The 307-nt window shown below is 57.3% G+C and carries 1 protein-coding gene; it reads right to left on the bottom strand.

Features of this window, described 5'->3' with window-relative positions; translation table 11 throughout:
• Window positions 1-307 (bottom strand): hypothetical protein (locus tag FYK55_RS29400; RefSeq protein ID WP_201743838.1); only part of this gene is annotated, 307 nt, incomplete at both ends.

Below are 307 nucleotides of genomic sequence, written 5' to 3'. Positions count from 1 at the left end.
ACGACGAACTACTGCTGCCATCGGAACCCGATCCGCCGCTACCGGAATCACCAAAGCCATCACCAAAACCGCCATACCCCGTCGCCGCAATCCGATCGGCCAACTCGTCAAGGTCCGGAATGTTGGACGGCTTTTCAGCTCCTCCGGAAGGTGCCTGTTTGTCGGCTTGTTGCTCGGGTGCAACCGGCGGTTGTGAACCGTCGGACTGAAACGATTCGGTAGCCGCTCGCTCCGTTCCGATGTTCTCAATTTGGGTCGATTGCTTTTCAATGATCCCCGTATCCGTCACGATCGACTCTCGCAGTTC

Origin of the sequence: Roseiconus nitratireducens (assembly GCF_008629675.1) — a bacterium.
Lineage (GTDB): Bacteria > Planctomycetota > Planctomycetia > Pirellulales > Pirellulaceae > Stieleria > Stieleria nitratireducens.
Note: the sequence above shows the minus strand (reverse complement) of the source record. Positions and strands in the feature narration are given on the sequence as shown.